This is a genomic window from Arthrobacter sp. NPDC080086 (assembly GCF_040702285.1).
Window position 1 is genome coordinate 1 of the sequence record NZ_JBFBKP010000134.1, and the last position, 5,786, is coordinate 5,786.

At 66.2% G+C, this 5,786-nt stretch carries 3 protein-coding genes; 2 read left to right on the forward strand and 1 reads right to left on the reverse strand.

Going from position 1 to position 5,786, the window contains the following annotated elements:
- Positions 1 to 46 precede the first annotated feature (46 nt).
- Positions 47 to 3,559 (reverse strand): DNA-directed RNA polymerase subunit beta, encoded by a 3,513-nt coding sequence (rpoB, locus tag AB0305_RS22380; RefSeq protein WP_364133363.1) that lies wholly within the window; start codon positions 3,557 to 3,559, stop codon positions 47 to 49.
- A gap of 420 nt (positions 3,560 to 3,979) precedes the next feature.
- On the opposite strand from rpoB, the gene AB0305_RS22385 reads away from it, so the two are divergent.
- Both AB0305_RS22385 and AB0305_RS22390 read left to right on the forward strand, forming a co-directional pair.
- Complete coding sequence (locus AB0305_RS22385; protein WP_290255939.1) at positions 3,980 to 5,179, forward strand: acetyl-CoA C-acetyltransferase; 1,200 nt, start codon at positions 3,980 to 3,982, stop codon at positions 5,177 to 5,179.
- Positions 5,179 to 5,709 carry a YbaK/EbsC family protein gene (locus AB0305_RS22390; protein WP_364133366.1) on the forward strand — a complete coding sequence of 177 codons (531 nt, stop codon included), beginning with the start codon at positions 5,179 to 5,181 and terminating at the stop codon, positions 5,707 to 5,709. Before AB0305_RS22385 ends, AB0305_RS22390 begins: the two co-directional genes overlap by 1 nt.
- Positions 5,710 to 5,786: the final 77 nt, after the last annotated feature.

Below are 5,786 nucleotides of genomic sequence, written 5' to 3' on the forward strand. Positions count from 1 at the left end.
TTCGTCCAGGACGGGGGGCGGCAAGCCCGCGGTCGTGGACTCCCTGCTAAACCTCTTCTACGGAACTGGGCTCTGCACGAGACAGATCGATGCCCAGTTCTTCCGCAGCCGTGAAGACTGCGTCATCAGAGTCACGCATTTCAATTGTGGTTCCGTCCGTGGAAAGAACTTCCACGTTCAGGCACAGCGACTGCATTTCCTTGATCAAGACCTTGAAGGACTCAGGAACGCCCGGCTCGGGGATGTTCTCGCCCTTGACGATCGCTTCGTAGACCTTCACACGACCGTGGATGTCATCGGACTTGATCGTGAGGAGTTCCTGGAGCGTGTAGGCGGCGCCGTAAGCTTCGAGCGCCCACACTTCCATTTCACCGAAGCGCTGGCCGCCGAACTGTGCCTTACCACCCAGCGGCTGCTGCGTGATCATGGAGTACGGGCCGGTGGAGCGCGCGTGGATCTTGTCGTCCACCAGGTGGTGGAGCTTCAGGATGTACATGTAGCCGACCGAGATCGGATCCGGGAACGGCTCGCCGGAGCGGCCGTCGAACAGGCGGGTCTTGCCGGAGGAGTTGATCAGGCGGTCACCGTCGCGGGTCACGTTGGTGGAGTCCAGCAGACCGGTGATTTCCTCTTCGCGGGCACCGTCGAAGACCGGCGTTGCGACGGTGGTGGAACCACTCTCGCGCGGCAGGTTCGGCAGGTTCTTGACCCACTCGGGCTCGCCTTCGATCTTCCAGCCGGTCTTGGCAACCCAGCCCAGGTGCGTTTCCAGGACCTGGCCGACGTTCATACGGCCCGGAACACCCAGCGGGTTCAGGACGATGTCCACCGGGGTACCGTCCGCGAGGAACGGCATGTCCTCGACGGGCAGGATCTTGGAGATGACGCCCTTGTTACCGTGACGGCCGGCGAGCTTGTCACCGTCGGTGATCTTGCGCTTGGCGGCCACGTAGACGCGCACCAGCTGGTTCACGCCCGGGGGCAGCTCGTCGTCGTTGTCGCGGTCGAAGACGCGGACGCCGATGACGGTGCCGGACTCGCCGTGGGGCACCTTCAGGGAGGTGTCGCGCACTTCGCGGGACTTCTCACCAAAGATGGCGCGCAGCAGGCGCTCTTCCGGGGTCAGTTCGGTCTCGCCCTTGGGCGTGACCTTGCCGACCAGGATGTCGCCGGCTTCGACCTCGGCACCGATGTGGATGATGCCGCGCTCGTCCAGTCCGGCCAGGACCTCCTCGGACACGTTCGGGATGTCACGGGTGATTTCCTCGGCACCAAGCTTGGTGTCGCGGGCATCGATCTCGTGCTCCTCGATGTGGATCGAGGACAGGACATCCTCGGCCACGATCCGCTGGGAGAGGATGATGGCGTCCTCGAAGTTGTGGCCTTCCCAGGACATGAATGCCACCAGGAGGTTCTTTCCGAGGGCGAGTTCACCCTGGTCCGTCGCCGGGCCGTCGGCGATGATGCCGCCGACCTCGAGGCGCTGGCCTTCGTTGACCAGGACACGGTGGTTGTAGCAGTTGCCCTGGTTGGAGCGGGCGAACTTGTTGATCCGGTAGTTCGTCTCGGTGCCGTCGTCGTTGAGCATGATGACGAGCTCGGCGGAGACCTCGGTGACCACACCGGCCTTCTTCGCGATGACCACGTCACCGGCGTCGACGGCTGCGGCGCGCTCCATGCCGGTGCCGACGAACGGCGCCTCGGAGCGGACCAGCGGCACGGCCTGGCGCTGCATGTTGGCACCCATGAGTGCACGGTTGGCATCGTCGTGCTCGAGGAACGGGATCAGGGCGGTAGCCACGGACACCATCTGGCGCGGGGAAACGTCCATGAACTCGACGTCGGCGGCCGGGACCAGCACGGGCTCGCCTCCACCACCACGGGCACGGACCAGGACGGTGTCCTCGGCGAACTTCTTGTTCTCGTCCAGCGGCGCGTTGGCCTGGGCGATGAGCACCTCGGCCTCGTCGTCGGCGGTCAGGTACTGGACATCGTCGGAGACGACGCCGTCCTTGACCAGCCGGTACGGGGTTTCGATGAAACCGAACGGGTTGATGCGGCCGTAGGACGCCAGCGAACCGATCAGACCAATGTTCGGGCCTTCAGGGGTTTCGATGGGGCACATACGTCCGTAGTGGGACGGGTGCACGTCACGGACTTCCATGCCGGCACGGTCACGGGACAGACCGCCGGGGCCCAGCGCGGACAGGCGGCGCTTGTGGGTCAGGCCCGAGAGCGGGTTGTTCTGGTCCATGAACTGCGAGAGCTGGGAGGTTCCGAAGAACTCCTTGATCGCGGCGACGACCGGTCGGATGTTGATCAGGGTCTGCGGCGTGATCGCCTCGACGTCCTGGGTGGTCATCCGCTCGCGGACAACGCGCTCCATGCGGGACAGGCCGGTGCGGACCTGGTTCTCGATGAGCTCGCCGACGGCGCGGATACGGCGGTTGCCGAAGTGGTCGATGTCGTCGATCTCGACGCGCAGCTCGTGGTCCTGGCCATCGCGCTTGCCCATGATGGTCTTCTCGCCGGCGTGCAGCGCGACGAGGAACTTGATCATGGCGACGATGTCTTCAACGTGCAGGACCGAGGCTTCCTTGTCGCCAAGGGAGCGGTCGATGCCCAGCTTGCGGTTGATCTTGTAACGGCCAACCTTGGCCAGATCGTAGCGCTTGGAGTTGAAGTACAGGTTGTCCAGCAGCGACTGGGCAGCCTCGACGGTGGGCGGCTCGCCCGGGCGCAGCTTCCGGTAGATGTCCAGCAACGCGTCTTCGCGGGTTTCGGTAGCGTCCTTCTCCAGCGTGGCACGCATGGAGTCGTACTGGCCGAACTCCTCGAGGATCTGGCCTTCGGTCCAGCCGAGGGCCTTCAGCAGCACCGTGACGGACTGCTTGCGCTTGCGGTCGAGGCGGACGCCGACCTGGTCGCGCTTGTCGATCTCGAGTTCGAACCAGGCGCCGCGGGACGGGATGATCTTCGCGGTGAAGATGTCCTTGTCGCTGGTCTTGTCGGCGGTGCGCTCGAAGTAGGCGCCCGGCGAACGGACCAGCTGGGAGACGACGACACGCTCGGTGCCGTTGACGACGAAGGTGCCCTTCTCGGTCATCAGCGGGAAGTCACCCATGAACACGGTCTGCTGCTTGATTTCGCCCGTGTTGTTGTTCATGAACTCGGCCTTGACGTACAGCGGAGCCGAGTACGTAGCGTCCCGGTCCTTGCACTCGGCCATGGTGTACTTGGGGTCAGCGAACTCCGGCTCGGAGAAGCTCAGGGACATGGTGCCCTGGAAGTCCTCGATCGGGGAGATCTCTTCGAAGATGTCGGACAGACCGGACGTCGTTGCGACGCTCAGGTCACCTTCTTCGACTGCCTTCGCTACGCGTGCCTGCCAGCGTTCGTTGCCGACGAGCCAGTCAAAGCTGTCGGTTTGCAGGGCAAGCAGATTCGGAACATCCAGCGGTTCGTGAATCTTAGCGAAGGAGAGCCGGCGGGTGGCACCATCGGTGCTGTCGGCATTAATAGCGGCGTTGTTTTCATTAGAGGTGCTCGAGGCGACCAAGAGGGATCCTTCCACAGACCTTCAGGCGTTTTCAGATCTCCCCCGTCATGCAGTCTGCGAAGTGACTCCGCAGTGCTACCAATCCGGTTCCGCTATATGACCCGGGACCCATACTGCCCATGCTGGTGCACGTTGTAGACGGCACATTGATGGAACAGCTGTCAGGCTAAGCCCACCGCTATATGAAGGCTGAAGGTAAACAGGGAAGACGCAAATATCTACGATACGGCAAAGCAACCTACTTGTCTACCCCACTTACGCCGTGATTGCAAACACCGGCCCCTCCCCCGCGCGGAGGGGTGGCCAACCGAGCGGGAGTGGGGTGGGCGGCGGGGTGGGCGGCCGGGCCGGTTCCCCGGATAGCCCCGTGATGGGGCTCACGATAACCTTGGGCTATCCCCAGAGATCGGAAAAACCATCATGAACAACTCGCCGGACAACAACGATGTTGTCATCCTCGCCGCCGCCCGCACCCCGCAGGGCCGGCTGAACGGACAGCTGTCCAGTTTCACCGCCGTCGAGCTCGGCACCCACGCCATCCGCGCGGCCCTCGCCGCCAGCGGGGTGGCCACCGATCAGGTGGATGCCGTGATCATGGGCCAGGTCCTGCAGGCCGGCGCCGGGCAGAACCCCGCCCGCCAGAGCGCGATCGGCGCCGGTGTGGGCTGGAATGTCCCCACCGTCACCATCAACAAAGTCTGCCTCTCCGGCCTGACGGCCGTGATCGACGCCGCCCGGATGATCCGCAGCGGAGACGCCACCGTGGTGGTGGCCGGCGGCCAGGAGTCGATGAGCCGCGCGCCGCACCTGCTGCCGGGCTCCCGCCAGGGCTGGACCTACGGCTCCATCCAGGCCCTCGACGCCGCCGCGCACGACGGCCTGACGGATGCGTTTGACGGCCAGTCCATGGGCCTCTCCACCGAGAGCAAGAACGTCACCCTGGGCATCGACCGGACCGCACAGGACGAGGTGGCCGCCGCATCACACCAGCGGGCCGCCGCCGCCGGCAAGGACGGTGTGTTCGACGGTGAGATCGCGCCGATCAGCGTGAAGCAGCGCAAGGGTGAACCGGTGACGGTCAGCACGGACGAGGGGGTCCGGCCGGACACCTCCGTGGCGTCCCTCGCCGGGCTCCGCGCCGCCTTCGCCACCGACGGCACGATCACCGCCGGCAACTCCTCCCCGCTCTCCGACGGTGCAGCCGCCTTGGTGCTGACGTCCCGGTCCTACGCCGAGGAGCACGGCCTGGAGTACCTTGCGGTCGTGGGCGCGCCGGGCCAGGTGGCCGGGCCGGACAACTCGCTGCACTCCCAGCCCTCCAACGCCATCAAGAAGGCCCTGCAGCGGGCCGGCTGGACGACGGCGGACCTGGACTTCATCGAGATCAACGAGGCGTTCGGCTCCGTGGCGGTGCAGTCCCTCAAGGATCTGGACTACCCGCTGGAGCAGTGCAACATCCACGGCGGCGCCATCGCGCTCGGCCACCCGATCGGTGCTTCCGGCGCACGGCTGGCCCTGCACGCGGCGCATGAACTGAAGCGGCGCGGCTCCGGCAAGGCGGCGGTGTCCCTCTGCGGCGGCGGCGGACAGGGCGAGGCCCTTCTGCTGTACCGCGACTGATGACCGGCCCGGAGGAGGTCCCGGCCCCCGGTCTGGGCGCCGGAGACGGCCCCGTCGGCGGCGCCGGGCGCCGGCGGTTTCTGGCCGACGCCGCGGCCCGGGGCCTCAGTGTGGAGCTGGTGGAGCGGCAGGCGGCCCGCAGTCTCGAGGAGGCGGCCGCCATCCTGGGGATCACCCCCGCTGACATCGTCAAGTCGCTGGTGGTCAAGCACAAGGACGGCACGTTCCTCTTCGCCCTGGTCCCGGGCGACCGGCAGATCTCCTGGCCCAAGCTCCGCCAGGCAGTCGGGGTCAACAAACTCTCGCTGCCCAGTGCCGACGTCGCCCTCGACGCCACCGGCTACGAACGCGGCACCATCACTCCCCTGGGCAGCACCACGGCGTGGCCGGTCTACGCGGACAGCACGGTCGCCGGCCGGCGGATCTCGATGGGGGCCGGGGAGCACGGCTACAGCGCCTTCGTCGACGCCGACGCGCTGCTCGCCGCGCTCGGTGCCGTCGTCACGGATATCACCGACCCGATGTCCTAGCCGCACCGGTCGAAGTAGCCGGCCCGGGTTAACACAGGAAAGGGGCCCCGGCGGCCCGCCCCCGAACCGGGAGCGGG

What these genes read in the sequence shown, in the direction of transcription:
- AB0305_RS22385 (WP_290255939.1), top strand. Translation starts at nt 3,980, where the DNA reads ATGAACAACTCGCCGGACAACAACGATGTTGTCATCCTCGCCGCCGCC.
- AB0305_RS22390 (WP_364133366.1), top strand. Translation starts at nt 5,179, where the DNA reads ATGACCGGCCCGGAGGAGGTCCCGGCCCCCGGTCTGGGCGCCGGAGAC.